A 13,258-nucleotide genomic window follows, 5' to 3' on the forward strand; every position below is an offset into this window, starting at 1 on the left:
TTCGGCTGCTCGATGACCTGCTGCAGAGGCAGCAGAATTAGAAACCTTCTGGTCAGAGCGCTACATGTTGCGCGTGTGCAAGGTGGGTATCTGACTGTAACCCATCTCTCTAAACAAGATTGTCGGTCGCCAATCTTCCTCAGATAAGTGGGTTGAGTTAGCGTCAGGGCATGCCCATCGCGCCCGAGTACCTGCACATGGTCTTCCCCAGCGTCACTTTCGACGCGCTCCTCTATGGCCGCGCCTCACGCGACCCGAAGAAGAAGGGCCGCTCCGTCGCTGACCAGATCAGCACCGGCCGCGAAATGTGCGACGACTACAACTGGCCGATCGCCGAGGTCTTCGACCAGGACATCGACCGAAGCGCGAGCCGCCACGCGAAGCGGAAACGCCGGGACTTCGAGGCGCTGATCGACGCCATCGAGGCCGGCCGAGGGAAGATCGTCGTAGCCTTCGAGGCATCCCGCTACTACAGGGACATCGAGGCATACATCAGGCTCCGCAACGCATGCATGGCGAACAACGTCCTGCTCTGCTACAACGGCCAGGTCTACGACCTCAGCAAGCGTGAGGACCGGAAGGCCACCGCGCAGGACGCCATCGCAGCCGAGGATGAGGCCGAAGGCATCCGCGAACGCAACATGCGCACCAGCCGCTTGCAAGCGAAGAAGGGCGCGCCACACGGCAAGTGCCCGTGGGGGTACGCCCGTCGGTACGACCCGGACACCGGCGATCTGGTCGACCAGTACGGCCACCCTGAGCGCGCTCGGGTCGTCGCCGACGTCTTCGATCGGGTCGCGGCCGGAGAGGCGCCGTACAGCGTCATGATGGACCTGCGGTCCTGTGGTGAGCGGGAGCCCGGGCGGCGGTGGGAGATGCACCACGTCCGCGACATGCTCCGGAACCCGGCGTACATCGGGAAGCGCGTCCACCGAGGCGAGATCGTCGGCGATGCGACGTGGAAGGCGCTGGTCGACGAGGACGTTTTCTGGGCGGTGCAGAGGATCCTGGATGACCCGGAGCGTCGGAAGTCGAACGACAACGCGGTGACGCATTGGCTTTCTTGGATCGCGCTGTGCGGGGAATGCGGTGCCGCAGGCGACGGGGACGAGCCGCATCTGAAAGCGCAGCCGTCCCGCGGGGCCATGGCGTACGAATGCAGCGAGCGCCACGACACCGTGATGCGTGAGGCGCTGCTGGATGCGTACGTCGAAGAGGCCCTGATCGAGTGGCTATCCAAGCCTGAGGCTGCCGATGCATTCCGGGACGATGCGCAGCAGAAGAGGGCCTCTGCTGCCAAAGCGCGCATGGAGGTGCTGGAACGGCAGCTGGCGGATGCGCGGTCCAAGGCGGGGGAGCTCGACGCGCAGGGGAATCCGCGGCTGTCCATCTCCTCCCTGGTGGACATCGAGGGGAGGCTGTTGCCGCAGATTGAGGAAGCGCGGGCGGTGACGGCGGTGGCGACGGCTCCGCCGGTCGTGAAGGGGTTGCTGGGGCAGCCGGATATCGAGGACCGGTGGGAGAATCTGACGATGGCCCAACGTCGCGCGGTAGTACGGGCGGTGGTGACGGTGAGGCTGTTCAAGGCCAGGGTCCGCGGGGTGCGCCGTATTGAACCAGGCCGCATTCAGTTGTCGTTCGTCGGTGAGCCGGGCTTCAAACGACGCCGAGTCCTCAGGGCGCCGGCCGCGAAGCAGTCTCCGGATGCGGCGAGCGGTCCGGTAGACGGATGACTTGGGCACCAGGCGCGGCAGGATCGAGCAAGCCGCGCTCGGTGAAGTCGACGCCGGCCTCGAAGCTGGTGCGCATGAGTTCGCCGCGCTGGTCCTCGAATTCTTGCTCCAGCCGGTCGCGCTCTATGCGGAGTTGCTCACTGAGGGCGGCACGGCTGGCAGCGATCTCGGCGCGGACGCGGTCGCGCTCTGCTTGCAGACTGGCCTGGAACGCGACATATCGCCGTCGCTCGTCTTCGAGCTTCGTGCTGACTTGGTCGTAGCGTGCCCTGGCTGCGGTGGTGTCGCAGACCCAGCCGCGCACGTAGACGAGGCCGAGTACGAGAAGCGCGGCGACGGCTGTTGTACCGCCCGCGATAGCGGTGGCTATCTCTCCGGTAGCTGTTGCGTACGCCAGGGTGATCGCGCCCCCGCAGATGCCGAGTGTCGCTCCGATCTTCGCGAGAACCATGTACCGCCCCCGGTGCTAGCCGTCCATTGCTGTGCTCTCCCCGCCTCCCCCGTTCTCGGTGTCGCCATTGCGGCCTGCCGCCCGGCGGGCTCGCATGCGGGCGACCATGCCGAGAAACAGCTCACGGTCGATTGGGTCTGAGAAGCCCAGCTCGTCCGCTGCCCTCTCGGGGGTGATTGGTGATGCTACGCGCGACGACTGAGGTTGCGTTAGGGCTTGGGGGGAAATGATCTCAGCTTCAACGAGTAGGTCGCGCACGGAGAGGTTCACGCACCGGGCGAGTGCTTCGTAGAAGCGGGGGTGCGGGAGGCTTTTGCCGTTGAGCATGCGACCGACGCTGCTGGCGGTCATGCCGGTGTCGCGGGCGAGTGCGGCGCGTCCGCCGCCGCGTTCGCTGTCGATGTCGTATCCGGCTTTGCGTGCAGCGGGGGCGATGATCGCGGCGAACCGCTGCGCGGGTGTGGGGGTGGGCTCGTCTGCTGGCATGTCGAGTCAGGTTAGCGAGCGCTCAAGCCACTAGCCAGTGCTTGCTAGGGAGCAAGATGGCTGGTCACAGCCCTTATGCGCCACTCCAGTGGTTGCACCCCTATCGAACGTGTGCGCGTAACCGAACCGTGACTTTTCTCGGGCGCTAGCTTGCTTGCTCGCAAGCTACTTAGCCCGTAACGTACTTGCTTGTGAGGCAGATAGCTCGCTAGCCAGCAAGAACGGAGGTGACTCATGTACCGCCTGCGCGTCCGCACTCTCCTGTCGGCCGCCGAGAAGCTCGGCGACACCACTGGTTATGCAATTGCACAGCGCAGCGGAGTACCGGAGTCCAGCGTCAGCCGCATCGTGCGCGGCCAGTCTCAGCCTGGCGTGATTTCGCTGCTGCGCCTGTGCCGCACCTATGGCCTCGACATCGATGACCTGATCGAGGAGATCCATCCCGTGGAGCTCGCCTCATGACCCGCGAGCAGCGTCGGGCCCTCCTCGGCGACACCGTGATCGAGCAGATCCGCGCTGACGTCGAGGCCGCGCCGGCACCTCCGGCCGACGTCCTCGACCTGTTGCGTCCGATCTTCGCCCGCCCCCACCGCACGCCGGCCGCGCCCTCGCACGAGGCCGCTGAGGCTGCCTGACTCCAAAACGGGCCGAGGCCGCCCGGACCGGCATCCGGAGCGACCTCGTACGGCCCGCACCACACCAATCCAGAAAGTGAGGCGAGAGCCGATGAGCGCTCAGCCTATCGAACAGCGGCGTGACTGCCGCGCGACGGCGGACAACCGGCTCGCCGTCGAGACCGCCATCGAGTACCTGGCCCTGCCCGCATCGACGCTGACGCCGCGTCCGGACGCCGTCCACGTGACCGTGGTCGACGTCTACGCGCTGAGCGAGTGGATGTACAAGCTCGGCGGCGACATCCCCCCGGCCGTCTCCTCCGGTGACGGCGCGGTGATGGTCACCCTCCGCACGAAGACGCCGGAGCGAGCCGACGGGTCGACGGTCGACATCCGCGTGCATGTGGTCGCCGTCGACGGTGACGACGTGCTGATCGATGTGCGGCGGGGGGTGCCTGCGCATGTCTGAGCGTGAGTGGGCGGCCTCCGGGCCGCACCGGATCTACGTGGAGTCGACGCCGGTCGGCGCGACGTTGGACGTCGAGGCGTTCATGACGTCGGCGGTGCAGGACGTGCTTGAGCTGCTGCTGTCCCCGGAGTTTTTCGACCGGTTCGAGGAGCTGGCGGAAGCGCAGCCGTCGGACCCTCACACGGTGCGGTTGCCGAGCGAGTTGCACATGGAGTCGCTGGTCGCGGATCTGGTGGCGGCGGGGCCGACGCGGATGGCGTTGGACGGCGGGCAGGTGCTGCGGCTGGCTGAGGTGCTGCAGCGGGTAGCGCAGCCGCGTCCGGTGCCGGGTCAGCGTCGCGAGGGTGGTGCTGCCGCGTGAGCGCCGAGCACGAGATCCGCACCGTGGCAAAGGTCCTCCACGCGGTCGCGCTGGGCTCGTCCGTCGTCGTCCGTGAGCCGTACCGGCTGGCTGACGAGATGGCCGAGCGGTTGCACGACGCCGGGCTGATCATGACGCCCGAGAAGGCCGCCGAGCTGGCCGCCGCGCCCCGGACCATCTACCGGGCCGAGCACGACTCGATCGTGATGGGCCTCTACACCAACGTGAAGGCTGCCCGGGCCCATTGCGAGGCCGAGGAGCGCCGCGCGTGGGCCGCGTTCGAGAAGCCCTCCTTCTCCTGGAGTGAGGACGAAGAGGACGGCGTCTTCGAGCTGACCGTTTGGGTCGGCGGCGAGGAGTGCGCGACGGGTTACGTCGTGACGCCGCTGGAGGCCGCTTCCGAGTACGACGAGGGGGCCGACGAGTGAGCACCCACGATGGCCTGACGGCCGAGCAACGCTCAGGGCTGACCACCCTGCTGGGCCCTGGCACGCCAGCATCCCCGGGGCTCGTGCTCGCGCTCGCCGAGGCAGTCCGCGACCGGCGCGAGCACCAGCACGAGCCCCGGGAAGACCTCTACTGCGCCAACCTCACGAGCTGGCTGGGTGAGCGGATGGCGCCGGTCCTGCGCCGTCTGCTCGACGCCGAAGCGGAGGTCGAGCGCCTGCGTCAGCAGCAGGAGCGCATCGCCGAGCTGGAGGCCCGCCCGTCCCGCGCCACCGTGCTGTGGGAGGCCGCGGACCGTATGCGCCGCGAGGCCGACGGCCTGCCGGACGCCGGACAGGTCCATCACAAGCAGGTGTTGTACGGCGGGGCCATCGTCCTGGACAAACAGGCCGACGACGCCGAGCGGGACGAGGCAGGGAAGGACACCCGCGAGGGCGAGTCCACCCGCGAACCGCTGCTCGTCGACCGGTTCGACGTCGCCATGGAATCCGCCCCCGAAGAGGAGCCGGTCCTGACGATCGGCGCCGTCGCCGAGGACGGCCGGCCCGTCGCACTCCAGCTCGACCGGGAGGCCCGCGCGAAGGTCGCGGGGTGGCTGACGCCGTGGTTGCGTGCAGACCTGCTGCGGGAAGCGGCCGACGAGGCGCACGTGTTCCTCGGCTCGTCCGGGCCGAAGGTCGCCGAGTGGCTGAGGGCCCGGGCCGCCGCCTATGAGGCGGGGCAGGGTCAGCCGACGGCGGTTCGTGGCGGGGAGTGGTACGGCCTGCCGTGGGCGGCGTGGCTCAACGGGGATGACCTGTCGGACTTCCTGTCGGACCTGTGTGCGGTGGCGCTCGACTACTACCGCATGGATGGGCCTCAGTTGGAGGAGTTGCTGCGGGCCGTCGAGGGAGTGTGTGGCACCGCGCGGGCTGCGGCTGACGCTGACCGGGGGCAGCTCACCGCTCCCGGCCCGGACGCCGCCGAGCAGTCCGCCGCCAAGCTCCGCAGTCTCCTCGCACCGTCGCCGATGCAGGAGCTTGTGGCCCGGCAGCGCGCGGACGCCGGGCGGAGCGGGGCGCACGTCGTGGTCGACGACTCCGACGCCTGCAAGGCGTGCGGCGAGCCGCCCTCGGCCTGGTGCCCGCACTGCGCCGGATGCGCCTGCCCCGACGGCCGCGCCGAGACCCACGCGCCCGGCGGGACCTGCCCCACGGCGTCCGCTGCCGAGGCGGGTGAGGGCCGTGGCTGACCTCACCGACGCCGAACTCGACCAGCTCATCAACGACCTCGGGCTGCGCCCCGCCAAGGGCCCCGGCGCACGCGCCGCCTGCGGTACGGACTCCGGCTACCGCAGGCACCGGCGCCACGGCGAGACGCCCTGCCAGGAGTGCCTGGACGCGCACCGCGTGCAGCAGGCCGAGCTGGCGCACAGCCCGGTGCGGCGCCCGGCCGCGCTCAAGCCGATCGCGCACGGCACGGTGCGGGGCTACAAGCAGCACTGGTACCGCAAGGAGCAGCCGTGCGCGGCGTGCCGGGAGGCCAACCGGCAGGACTCCATCGAGCGGTCCCGGCGTAAGCGGGGTGAGGGCCAGTGAGCTCCGCCGCACCCACCCCGCCCCGTCACACCGTCGCTGAGGACTGCGCCACTCTCCGCGCGGCCGCCGAACGCACCCATAGCGAGTCCGACCGGCGGGCCTACGTCCTCGACATGGTCCTGGTCACTCACCCGGAGCGGGTCAGCACGGACGCCGACTATCCCGACTGGACGCCGGGAGGTGAGCGGCAGTGACCGCCGTTGACGCCCCGAGCCGGGAGACCCTCGCCGAAGAACTGCCCACCGGCGCTTTCGGCGGCCGGTACGAGACGCACCCGACGGTGGCCCAGCTGCTGCCGCGGCTGACGCCCACCTCACCGGAGGCCGCTGCCGAGCACGCCCGCGTGTTGGAAGAGGCAGCCGCCGACTTCCGGGTCGGTGTGGCGCTGGCCAAGGGCGGTGCGCGCTGATGGGTATCCCCACTCCATCCGGCTGCCAGCACTGCGGCGTCGACCAGCGCTCCCACGCGCAGCGCTGGACCGCGGCGGCCGGTTGGCACCCGTGGACTGCCCCGACACAGGAGCAGATCAAGACGCGCATGCGCGCTCGCAGAGACAAGGTCGCCTTGTTCTTCGGCGGTGCCCGTCAGGGCCGCACGGGTACGGCTCGGGGCGGTGAGCGGTGACCGACCCGAAGCATGCGAAGTCAACCGAGCGGGGCCGGTATTACACCGACCCCGCCGGGGGCCCGGATCTGATCTCCGTCACCAACGCGCTCAACAGCATCCACAAACCGGCCCTGGTGCCATGGGGTGCCGGGCTCGTCGCAGATCACGTGATCGCCGACCCGATCGCCACCGCCCGGCGGGCTCGTACCGAACCGACCGCGCTCCGCAAAGAGCTGGTCGCCTTGCCCTCCGGGGTCAGCGATCGGGCCAAGGACCTCGGGACGCGGGTGCACCACCGGGCGCATGCCATCGTGATCGGCGCCCCGTACCCGGCGGACCCCCAGGTCGAGCCGTACGCGATCCAGCTCGCGAAGTTCTTCCGGCTGTGGCGGGTCGACTTCGATCGGCACGTCGAAGCGGTGGAGACCACCGTGCTCCACCGCCGGCGGGGCTACGCCGGGACCGGTGACGTGTGGCTGTGGCTGCCGACCGGCCCGGGCGGCACGTGGCAGCTCTGGCTGATCGACTACAAGACGTCGGCCTGGAAGCCTTCCACGACCGTCTACGACGAGCAGCCTCTGCAGCTCGCGGCGCTGCGGCACGCCCCGGAGTGGCTGTTGCCGGACGACACGAGCGAGCCCGCGCCGCGGGTGCACCGCACGGCGCTGCTGAATCTGCGGCCTCGCAGCCATCGGCTGATCGAAGTGCCGTCCGGCCGTGAGCAGTTCCGCGGGTTCCTCGGGGCGCTGGCGACTGCCCGCTACCTGCACGCCGCGCCCTCCCCCTCTTCTCTTCCGACGATCCTGCCGCCGTGGGCGCCGGGGTCCGACACGCGAAAGGCAGCCTGATCTATGGGCTCCCGGATCATGACCTTGAAGCGGCAGGCGGCCGAGCTGGGCCGCATCCGCACCGGCACGACCGAGCCGTCGAAGAACGGCAAGACCCGCCCTGCCCGCTCGTCGACGTTCATTCTGACGTCGCACTCCCGCCCGTACATCGAGGCCGCCGCCGCGCTGTACGGCGGCGACGTCGAGGAGTGGACGCCGCAGGGCCAACGTGTCGCGCAGTGGCGCGTCGTCACGCGTACCAGCGAGCTGCGCGCCGTCCTCCCCACCGGAGACCCGCTCAGCCAGTCGTACGAGATGTGGTCGGGCGGCGGCTGCGCCCGCCGCTGCGACGGCCAGACCGAGCAACTCACCCGGCGCCCGTGCCTGTGCCTGGCCGAGTTCGGAGAGGACTGGTACCTGCGCGACCCGGACGAGGTGTGCCGACCGACGACTCGCATCAACGTGATGTTGCCGGACCTGCCGGATGTCGGTGTGTGGCGGCTGGAGACGCACTCGTACTACGCGGCCGATGTGATGGCCGGTGTGGTCGACACCGTGCTGCAGGCCACCGACGGCAAGAGCTTCATGCCGGTGCGGATGTGGATCGAGCAGCGGACCCGTAAGGCGGGCGGGGTAACGAAGAACTTCCCCGTGGTCATGGTGGTGCCGTCGGTGCCGCAGCTCCGTCAGGCGCTCTCCGGCCCGATGTCGACGGCGGCCGCGCTCGGCGCTGCACCCGGCGGTGACCGGCCCGAGTTGGAGGCAGGCTCCGGTGGGAGGCCGGACTACCTCGCCGAGGCGCGGCAATGCCGCACCCGCGAGGCGGTACAGCAGGTGTGGCATCGGGCGAACCGGGCCGGGCACGTCGCGCGGGACGGCTCGGACGACCTGTCCCGGCAGCTCGGCCAGATCGCCGAGGACGTCGCCAACGGCATCGATCCCCGCACCGGTGACATGGGCGAGATGGACGAAGCCGGGCCGGACGAGGACGGCGCCTACCCGGCCGAGGTGATCGAGGAGAGCGGCAGCGAGCCGCCCATGGCTCACCCGTCAGGTGGCTGGCCTGAGGTGGCGCAACCGGGCGGGGGTGTCCGCTGATGTGGGGTCATCGTCGCGAGATCGCCCGCCTGCAGGCCGCGTTGGAAGAGGCGCAGGCCAGCCGCGAGCAGCTCGCCCGCCGTCTGGACGCCGCTGAGGCGGGCGCACGCAAGGCGGCTGACATCGCCGACGCGCGGACGCAGGAACGTAACCGGGCTTGGGTCCGGCTCGACCGGGCGCTGCGTGGCACTGCACGGTGGCGTGCTGAGGCCGCGGGGCTGTCCCGGCTGGTGCGTGACCAGCAGCGGCAGCTCGATTCGCTGCTGGGGCTGGACGCGTCCGAGGTTGCGGCCGGCGTCGGTTGGCAGACGCGGCGGGCCGACAAGCGCCCGGGGGTGACTGGCCCGTGAGCTGGCACCTCGGCCGTATGACGGCCTTCGACCTTGAGACCACCAGCGCGGACCCGACCGAGGCCCGCATCGTCACCGGCACCGTCATCGGCCTGGGCGGCGGACAGGGCACCGAGCCGCGCTCCTGGCTCGCCGACCCCGGCGTCGAGATCCCGGACGAGGCCGCGAAGATCCACGGCATCACCACCGAGGAGGCCCGCGCGAAGGGCCGCCCCGCGGACGAAGTGGTCGGCGAGATCGCCTCGCACCTGTTCGGTTCCATCGCTTTCGGCACACCGATCGTCGGCCACAACTTGAGCTACGACTTCACCGTCCTGGACCGGGAGTGCCGCCGCCATGGCGTGGTGCCGCTGGTCGACCGGTTCGAGGGCACCGACGTGATCCGCCCGGTGCTCGACTCGATGATCCTCGACAAGCAGGTCGACCCGTTCCGCAAGCGGGTCTCCGAGACACAGGGCCCCCGCGTCCTCAAAACGTGCGCGCAGACCTACGACCTGCCATGGGACGACGAGTCCGCGCACGGCTGCGAGTACGACGCGCTGGTCTCGGCGCGGGTGATCTACCGGATCGGTCAGCTCGCGCATATGGAGCGGGAGGAGTGGCCGGAGCGGATCAAGCGGGTCCGTAAGCCCGGGTTCCAGGCTCTGCGGGACCTCGATCTGTTTGCGCTGCACACCGCTCAGGTCACGTGGGCCGCCGAGCAGGCGGCCGGACTCCAGGCCCATTTCAGGAAGTCGGACCCCGAGGCCGTTGTCGACGGCTCGTGGCCGCTGCGCCCCTGGGAGGCGACCTCATGACCATGCAACGGCCCGGCTGCGGGCACCTGCTGCACCTGACCATCGGCCCCGACATGGTCACCGCGATCGGCTCCGACGACTCGGTGTGCGACGCGACCGCCGCCGCGTGGCTGCGGCAGATCGCCGACAAGCTCGACGCCGACCACGGGCCCGGCCCGTGCGACCACACGGCGATGCGGGCCCGGCACGGGCACCTCGACATCGAGCGGCGGGTGTGGACCGACGGGACGGGCCGCTCCTGGGATCTGGCGCTGGACTGGCAGACGCCGGACGGGCACCGGTGGCGGTGGACGGGACGTCTGTCGTCCGGTGCGCCGATGATGCGGCCGGTGACGGGCGCCGCGTCATGGGAGCCGCTGGACATGCTGCACGCGGTGCGGGGTCCGCTGCTCCCGGTGGGCGGTGGTCGGCCGTGACGGGCGAGACGTTGCCGTGGTTCGCGCTGGTGCTGCTGCTGGCGGTGGTGGCGATCGTGTGGGCGCTGCGCCTGACGCCGCCGCGGGTGTCGGCGGTGCCGGCTGACCGTGAGGTGTGCAGGGACGAGCCGTGCGAGATGGCGTGGTGCCGGGAGTGTTCGGCGCATCGGCTGTCGGCGCTGCACGCGGATGGGTCGCACACCTGTCTGACGTGCTTGACCACGACGGCGGGTGATCAGTGATGACCACGATCCCCGGACTGGTCACTCCTTCTACCCACGCCGAGCCCGGCCCGGTGCTCGGGCTGCGGGTCATCGGCCTCGATCTGTCCCTCACCAGCACTGGGGTGGCGCTGCCCGACGGCACCACCTACCGCATCCGCACCCGTGCGAAGGACGGCGACCGGCGTCTGCTGCACATCCGCGGCAGCATCCGCCACGACCTCGCCACCCACCGGCCGCACCTGGCCGTGGTCGAGGACCTCCCCCGCCACGCGATGGGCGCCGGGGTCACCGCGATGGTGCACGGCGTGGTCCGCGCCGAGCTGCTGGCCGCCGAGGTGCCGTACGCGACGGTCGTCCCGGCCACGCTCAAGGCGTTCGCCTGCGACCACGGCCGGGCCGAGAAGGCGCAGTTGGCCGACGCCGCGTACCTCGCCGCCGGAGTGCAGTTCCCGGGCGACCCGGGCGGCGACCAGTGCGACGCGTGGTGGCTGCGCGCCGCCGGCCACGACCACTACGGCAGCCCGCTCTTCCCTCTTCCTCCTGCCCAGCGCCAGCGGCTGTCGAAAGTCGACTGGCCCGACATCGAGAGGCAGTGACATGGGCAGTCACAAGCTCGCTTCTCGCGCCACCCTCCGGCATCAGCTCAGGCACCTCCAAACCGAGCGCGACGACCTGGCCCAGCGACTGGCCACAGTGACCCGCGATTTCGACGTGGCTGCAGTGGAGCTCTCAGGCGCAATCGCAGATCGGCGGGCGGCCGAAGCACGGAACAAGCGGCTCGACGCGCAGCTCTCCGAGGCTGTGGCCGAGATCCATCGACTGCAGGCCCAGCTCGCCGAGCGCGACGCGGTGACCGTGCCGCCGATGTACCCGGACACGAGCAACCCGACGGACGTGGCCACTCACCCCATCCCACTCGCGCACGCCCAGGACTGGCCGACTCTCGGTCTGCGCCTCGCCCCGCCGAAGGGGGTTACGAGGTGAAGGTGCGCAGCGACGTAGCAGCGCTTCTGCGGGAGGGGCTGTCAGACCGCCGTATCGCCGAGCAGCTGCACACGGACGCCAAGGCCGTCGCCGCCGCCCGACGGGCGCTGGGCTTGCCCAAACACCGTCCCGGGAAGGCGCCTGCGGCATCTCTGGAGGATGCGTTCTGGTCGCGCGTGGAACCGGTGGACGGTGGGCACTTGCGGTGGCGCGGCTATCTCGGGGCTGGCGGTGTGCCGATTGTCTGCTTCCGGCGTCGCAAGGTGAGCGCCTACCGGGTGGCCTTCGGGCTCTCTCATTCACGTGAGCCGCAGGGGTATTGCCGACCTGCTTGTGACGTCCCGGGCTGTGTCGCCCCGGAGCACATCGACGACGACGTGGCACGCACCCGCACCCGGGCCATGCTCCACGCCGTCATGGGGCGGCAGACGCAGGGTGATGCCTGTAGGCGCGGTCATGCGGCCGCTGAGCACCGCCGGTACACCTCGGACGGTAAGCCGTATTGCGGGACCTGCTCGCGACTGAAAGCGGGCCGGTCGTGACGTCGGGGCTCGCGCCGACGATCGGCGGCGAACGCCCGGGCAGTGGCCTGCGGATCCGCTTCGATCACCGCAACACCGACCTCGCCTCGGCGGACTTCTCCTGTCGCTGCGGCCACCCCGCCGAGGACGCCATCGGCGCCTCGGCCGTGCAGCAGCTCGTCATCCGCGCCGAACGGCACATGCGCGACGACTGCCCCCTGCCCGACATCCGTAGGGCCGCCGCGGACCGCGACGCGGCCCGCCGTCGATTCCACGAATCCCGAAGGAAGTGACCTCCCCATGGCCATCACCCCGAACGAGATCGCAATCCGGTTCACCCCTCCGAAGACCGACGCCGACCGCGTCGCGATAAAGGCACAGATCAGCGAAGCCGCCGGTGAACTGGCGCACCTGATCCACGCACTGGTGCCGGGCTCCCGCGAGGAGTCCCAGGCGATCAAGGCCGTGGAGATCGCCGTGCACTGGGCGCACGACGGCATCGACCGCCGGTACGTTGCCCGCTCCGAGCGCCGTCCGGCCCCGGACCCGGTGGCAGCGGAGGCCGAGTGCCTCGCGGCCGTGGCCGCCGCCGATGTGGCTGTTCGCCCGGACCGGCTCTGATGGCGCTCCAGTTGACCGGCCTTGGGCCGGGTGACGTCGCTGAGGTCGTCGAGTCGCTGATCGTCGCGGCCGACGCCTGCGAGCCGACCGCCCCGGAGCTGGCCGACGCCCGCCGCGAGTTGGCGCACCGCATCGGTGACGCCCTCGACACCCTGCCCGCCGCAGTACCGCCCAGAGAGGACACCCCCCCCATGAGCGACACCACGACCGAGACGCCGTACACCGACGAGGACCTGCGGACCGAAGCCGCCCGACAGCACTACGAACTGACCACCGATCCCGAGTTCATGTGCGTCGGCGAAGCGATGGAAGACGCCGAGGTCGACAGCCTCGCGCCGCAGCACGCCGGGCAGGACGTCGACGGCCAGCCGAACGACGCCGATGGCGTCACGTGGGCCGGGCTGCTGCCCTTCGAGGCCGATGACGGCGACGCCTACAACGCCGCACAGCGGAAGGTTCACGACCTGATCAGCGGGGCGGCCGACGTCTCCCGCTGGGCCGTCGACCTCGGCGCCGACGGCCTGCAGCCCGAGGACCACGCCATCAGCCTCGACGGAGACGACACCCCGCTGGTCCGGGTGCACATGGCGTTCCACCCCGACATGTCCGACGCCGACCGGCAGCGCTTCGCCATGCGCCTCGGCCAGCTCGTAGCCAACGCCCTCTGAACCCGCCA

At 70.4% G+C, this 13,258-nt stretch carries 23 protein-coding genes; 21 read left to right on the plus strand and 2 right to left on the minus strand.

What is annotated here, in order from left to right:
• Nucleotides 1-170: 170 nt before the first annotated feature.
• Nucleotides 171-1,733, plus strand: a complete 1,563-nt coding sequence (locus KBY19_RS21075) for a recombinase family protein (RefSeq protein ID WP_210966401.1) — start codon at nt 171-173, stop codon at nt 1,731-1,733.
• Here the strand turns inward: KBY19_RS21075 and KBY19_RS21080 are convergent.
• Both KBY19_RS21080 and KBY19_RS21085 read right to left on the minus strand, forming a co-directional pair.
• Nucleotides 1,675-2,184 carry a hypothetical protein gene (locus KBY19_RS21080; protein ID WP_210966402.1) on the minus strand — a complete coding sequence of 170 codons (510 nt, stop codon included), beginning with the start codon at nt 2,182-2,184 and terminating at the stop codon, nt 1,675-1,677. The genes KBY19_RS21075 and KBY19_RS21080 overlap by 59 nt on opposite strands.
• Before the next feature lie 15 nt (nt 2,185-2,199).
• Nucleotides 2,200-2,670, minus strand: a complete 471-nt coding sequence (locus KBY19_RS21085; RefSeq protein WP_210966403.1) for a helix-turn-helix transcriptional regulator — start codon at nt 2,668-2,670, stop codon at nt 2,200-2,202.
• A 234-nt stretch (nt 2,671-2,904) separates the two neighbouring features.
• Here KBY19_RS21085 and KBY19_RS21090 point away from each other — a divergent pair, with 234 nt between their 5' ends.
• The 20 genes from KBY19_RS21090 to KBY19_RS21185 all read left to right on the plus strand — a co-directional run bounded on the left by KBY19_RS21090 (nt 2,905) and on the right by KBY19_RS21185 (nt 13,250).
• Nucleotides 2,905-3,132, plus strand: coding sequence for a helix-turn-helix domain-containing protein (locus KBY19_RS21090; RefSeq protein WP_210966404.1), 228 nt, complete (start codon nt 2,905-2,907; stop codon nt 3,130-3,132).
• A complete protein-coding gene (locus tag KBY19_RS21095) occupies nt 3,129-3,305 on the plus strand; it encodes a hypothetical protein (protein ID WP_210966405.1) in 177 nt (58 codons plus the stop codon). The genes KBY19_RS21090 and KBY19_RS21095 overlap by 4 nt, the downstream gene beginning before the upstream one ends.
• A 91-nt stretch (nt 3,306-3,396) precedes the next feature.
• Nucleotides 3,397-3,753 (plus strand): hypothetical protein, encoded by a 357-nt coding sequence (locus tag KBY19_RS21100; protein WP_210966406.1) that lies wholly within the window; start codon nt 3,397-3,399, stop codon nt 3,751-3,753.
• Nucleotides 3,746-4,114 (plus strand): hypothetical protein, encoded by a 369-nt coding sequence (locus KBY19_RS21105; RefSeq protein ID WP_210966407.1) that lies wholly within the window; start codon nt 3,746-3,748, stop codon nt 4,112-4,114. The genes KBY19_RS21100 and KBY19_RS21105 overlap by 8 nt, the downstream gene beginning before the upstream one ends.
• Nucleotides 4,111-4,542 (plus strand): hypothetical protein, encoded by a 432-nt coding sequence (locus tag KBY19_RS21110; RefSeq protein WP_210966408.1) that lies wholly within the window; start codon nt 4,111-4,113, stop codon nt 4,540-4,542. Before KBY19_RS21105 ends, KBY19_RS21110 begins: the two co-directional genes overlap by 4 nt.
• Nucleotides 4,539-5,792 (plus strand): hypothetical protein, encoded by a 1,254-nt coding sequence (locus KBY19_RS21115; RefSeq protein ID WP_210966409.1) that lies wholly within the window; start codon nt 4,539-4,541, stop codon nt 5,790-5,792. Before KBY19_RS21110 ends, KBY19_RS21115 begins: the two co-directional genes overlap by 4 nt.
• Complete coding sequence (locus KBY19_RS21120; RefSeq protein WP_210966410.1) at nt 5,785-6,138, plus strand: hypothetical protein; 354 nt, start codon at nt 5,785-5,787, stop codon at nt 6,136-6,138. Before KBY19_RS21115 ends, KBY19_RS21120 begins: the two co-directional genes overlap by 8 nt.
• The gene (locus KBY19_RS21125; RefSeq protein ID WP_210966411.1) at nt 6,135-6,332 is read left to right on the plus strand and encodes a hypothetical protein; all 198 of its coding nucleotides are present in this window, start codon (nt 6,135-6,137) and stop codon (nt 6,330-6,332) included. The genes KBY19_RS21120 and KBY19_RS21125 overlap by 4 nt, the downstream gene beginning before the upstream one ends.
• A complete protein-coding gene (locus KBY19_RS21130) occupies nt 6,329-6,547 on the plus strand; it encodes a hypothetical protein (protein ID WP_210966412.1) in 219 nt (72 codons plus the stop codon). The genes KBY19_RS21125 and KBY19_RS21130 overlap by 4 nt, the downstream gene beginning before the upstream one ends.
• Nucleotides 6,548-6,758: 211 nt before the next feature.
• Entirely contained in the window at nt 6,759-7,592 is an 834-nt protein-coding gene (locus tag KBY19_RS21135) for a hypothetical protein (RefSeq protein ID WP_210966413.1), read from the plus strand.
• An 18-nt stretch (nt 7,593-7,610) separates the two neighbouring features.
• Nucleotides 7,611-8,669, plus strand: a complete 1,059-nt coding sequence (locus KBY19_RS21140; RefSeq protein WP_247691236.1) for a hypothetical protein — start codon at nt 7,611-7,613, stop codon at nt 8,667-8,669.
• Nucleotides 8,669-9,019 (plus strand): hypothetical protein, encoded by a 351-nt coding sequence (locus KBY19_RS21145; protein WP_210966414.1) that lies wholly within the window; start codon nt 8,669-8,671, stop codon nt 9,017-9,019. The genes KBY19_RS21140 and KBY19_RS21145 overlap by 1 nt, the downstream gene beginning before the upstream one ends.
• Nucleotides 9,016-9,816, plus strand: a complete 801-nt coding sequence (locus KBY19_RS21150; RefSeq protein WP_210966415.1) for an exonuclease domain-containing protein — start codon at nt 9,016-9,018, stop codon at nt 9,814-9,816. Before KBY19_RS21145 ends, KBY19_RS21150 begins: the two co-directional genes overlap by 4 nt.
• Nucleotides 9,813-10,232, plus strand: a complete 420-nt coding sequence (locus tag KBY19_RS21155) for a phiSA1p31-related protein (RefSeq protein WP_210966416.1) — start codon at nt 9,813-9,815, stop codon at nt 10,230-10,232. Before KBY19_RS21150 ends, KBY19_RS21155 begins: the two co-directional genes overlap by 4 nt.
• Nucleotides 10,229-10,474, plus strand: coding sequence for a hypothetical protein (locus KBY19_RS21160; RefSeq protein WP_210966417.1), 246 nt, complete (start codon nt 10,229-10,231; stop codon nt 10,472-10,474). Before KBY19_RS21155 ends, KBY19_RS21160 begins: the two co-directional genes overlap by 4 nt.
• Nucleotides 10,474-11,052, plus strand: coding sequence for a hypothetical protein (locus tag KBY19_RS21165; RefSeq protein ID WP_210966418.1), 579 nt, complete (start codon nt 10,474-10,476; stop codon nt 11,050-11,052). The genes KBY19_RS21160 and KBY19_RS21165 overlap by 1 nt, the downstream gene beginning before the upstream one ends.
• A gap of 1 nt (nt 11,053) precedes the next feature.
• A complete protein-coding gene (locus KBY19_RS21170) occupies nt 11,054-11,440 on the plus strand; it encodes a hypothetical protein (protein WP_210966419.1) in 387 nt (128 codons plus the stop codon).
• A gap of 538 nt (nt 11,441-11,978) precedes the next feature.
• Nucleotides 11,979-12,254 carry a hypothetical protein gene (locus KBY19_RS21175; RefSeq protein ID WP_210966420.1) on the plus strand — a complete coding sequence of 92 codons (276 nt, stop codon included), beginning with the start codon at nt 11,979-11,981 and terminating at the stop codon, nt 12,252-12,254.
• Between the two features lie 7 nt (nt 12,255-12,261).
• Nucleotides 12,262-12,582 carry a hypothetical protein gene (locus KBY19_RS21180; protein ID WP_210966421.1) on the plus strand — a complete coding sequence of 107 codons (321 nt, stop codon included), beginning with the start codon at nt 12,262-12,264 and terminating at the stop codon, nt 12,580-12,582.
• Nucleotides 12,582-13,250, plus strand: a complete 669-nt coding sequence (locus KBY19_RS21185; protein WP_210966422.1) for a hypothetical protein — start codon at nt 12,582-12,584, stop codon at nt 13,248-13,250. The genes KBY19_RS21180 and KBY19_RS21185 overlap by 1 nt, the downstream gene beginning before the upstream one ends.
• Nucleotides 13,251-13,258: the final 8 nt, after the last annotated feature.

Origin of the sequence: Streptomyces sp. B15 (assembly GCF_018070605.1) — a bacterium.
Taxonomy (GTDB): Bacteria; Actinomycetota; Actinomycetes; order Streptomycetales; family Streptomycetaceae; genus Streptomyces; species Streptomyces smyrnaeus.

What these genes read in the sequence shown, in the direction of transcription:
- KBY19_RS21080 (WP_210966402.1), bottom strand. Translation starts at nt 2,184, where the DNA reads ATGGTTCTCGCGAAGATCGGAGCGACACTCGGCATCTGCGGGGGCGCG.
- KBY19_RS21095 (WP_210966405.1), top strand. Translation starts at nt 3,129, where the DNA reads ATGACCCGCGAGCAGCGTCGGGCCCTCCTCGGCGACACCGTGATCGAG.
- KBY19_RS21165 (WP_210966418.1), top strand. Translation starts at nt 10,474, where the DNA reads ATGACCACGATCCCCGGACTGGTCACTCCTTCTACCCACGCCGAGCCC.
- KBY19_RS21145 (WP_210966414.1), top strand. Translation starts at nt 8,669, where the DNA reads ATGTGGGGTCATCGTCGCGAGATCGCCCGCCTGCAGGCCGCGTTGGAA.
- KBY19_RS21090 (WP_210966404.1), top strand. Translation starts at nt 2,905, where the DNA reads ATGTACCGCCTGCGCGTCCGCACTCTCCTGTCGGCCGCCGAGAAGCTC.
- KBY19_RS21075 (WP_210966401.1), top strand. Translation starts at nt 171, where the DNA reads ATGCCCATCGCGCCCGAGTACCTGCACATGGTCTTCCCCAGCGTCACT.
- KBY19_RS21185 (WP_210966422.1), top strand. Translation starts at nt 12,582, where the DNA reads ATGGCGCTCCAGTTGACCGGCCTTGGGCCGGGTGACGTCGCTGAGGTC.
- KBY19_RS21140 (WP_247691236.1), top strand. Translation starts at nt 7,611, where the DNA reads ATGACCTTGAAGCGGCAGGCGGCCGAGCTGGGCCGCATCCGCACCGGC.
- KBY19_RS21105 (WP_210966407.1), top strand. Translation starts at nt 3,746, where the DNA reads ATGTCTGAGCGTGAGTGGGCGGCCTCCGGGCCGCACCGGATCTACGTG.
- KBY19_RS21155 (WP_210966416.1), top strand. Translation starts at nt 9,813, where the DNA reads ATGACCATGCAACGGCCCGGCTGCGGGCACCTGCTGCACCTGACCATC.
- KBY19_RS21100 (WP_210966406.1), top strand. Translation starts at nt 3,397, where the DNA reads ATGAGCGCTCAGCCTATCGAACAGCGGCGTGACTGCCGCGCGACGGCG.
- KBY19_RS21180 (WP_210966421.1), top strand. Translation starts at nt 12,262, where the DNA reads ATGGCCATCACCCCGAACGAGATCGCAATCCGGTTCACCCCTCCGAAG.
- KBY19_RS21085 (WP_210966403.1), bottom strand. Translation starts at nt 2,670, where the DNA reads ATGCCAGCAGACGAGCCCACCCCCACACCCGCGCAGCGGTTCGCCGCG.
- KBY19_RS21170 (WP_210966419.1), top strand. Translation starts at nt 11,054, where the DNA reads ATGGGCAGTCACAAGCTCGCTTCTCGCGCCACCCTCCGGCATCAGCTC.